Below are 1,098 nucleotides of genomic sequence, written 5' to 3' on the forward strand. Positions count from 1 at the left end.
GGTCCACGGCTTGTCGCCACGCAGCGGGCGGGCCTCCTCCGCCTGCTCCTCGCGCGGACGGCGGCGTGGCCGGTCGTCGCCGGCAGGCGCTGGCCGGCCGCGGGCAGGTCTCTCGTCCGCTCGGTGCTCGTCGCGCCGCGGCGAGTCGAAATCGACGTCGGCCTTGGCCATCAATTCGGTGCCGAGCTGGTCCTTGAGCACTTTGGAGCGGACCTCCTCGGCCTCGCCCTCCGGCAGGTCGCCGAGCTGGAACGGGCCGAAGGAGACCCGGATCAGCCGGTTCACCTGCAGGCCGAGATGCTCCAGCACCGTCTTGACCTCGCGGTTCTTGCCCTCGCGCAGGTCGACGGTCAGCCAGGTGTTCGAGCCCTGCTCGCGCTCGAACTGCGCGATGACCGGGCCGTACTGGACGCCGTCGATGGTGACGCCGCCTTTCAATGTGTCGAGCTGGGCCTGGTTGACCTGGCCGAAGGCGCGCACGCGATAGCGCCGCAGCCAGCCGGTCTCGGGTAGTTCCAGCATGCGCGCCAGCCCGCCGTCATTGGTCAGCAGCAGCAGGCCTTCCGTGTTGATGTCGAGCCGGCCGACCGAGAGCACGCGTGGCAGGTCCTCCGGCAGCGCGTCGAACACGGTCGGGCGCCCCTCAGGGTCATGGTTGGTCGTCACCAAGCCGCGCGGCTTGTGGTAGAACCAGAGCCGCGTGCGCTCACGCGCCGGCAAGGGCTCGCCATCGACCAGCACGACATCGTTCGGGCCGACATCGAGCGCCGGGCTCTCGATCACCCTGCCGTTGACGCTGACGCGGCCTTCCGCGATCAGCGCCTCGCTGTCGCGGCGCGAGGCGACACCGGCGCGAGCCATCACCTTGGCGATGCGCTCCGGCTCCTGCGGCGCAGCCGGAACCGATACGGCCTCGGCGATCTCGGCGGCGTTGCGATGCGCCCGGTCGGGGCGCGTGCGCGTCGGGTTGCTGCCGCGCGGGGTGTCGAAGCGCTTGCCGCTGCCGAAGCTGCGGCCCTCGCCACGTTCCTCGCGACGCGGCGGCCGGGCAGTGCGCGGACCGTCGCTGCTGCGCTCGCGCGGCGGCCGGTGCTCCTC

General features: G+C 72.0%; 1 protein-coding gene. It reads right to left on the reverse strand.

The genetic code is table 11. The annotated features are described in order from the left end of the window. Positions 1 to 1,098: pseudouridine synthase (locus tag CXY91_RS28380; protein ID WP_248307670.1), on the reverse strand; the 1,098-nt coding region annotated here is incomplete at both ends.

The organism is Allobosea sp. FBZP-16 (genome assembly GCF_002831785.1).
Classification (GTDB): domain Bacteria; phylum Pseudomonadota; class Alphaproteobacteria; order Rhizobiales; family Beijerinckiaceae; genus Allobosea; species Allobosea lupini.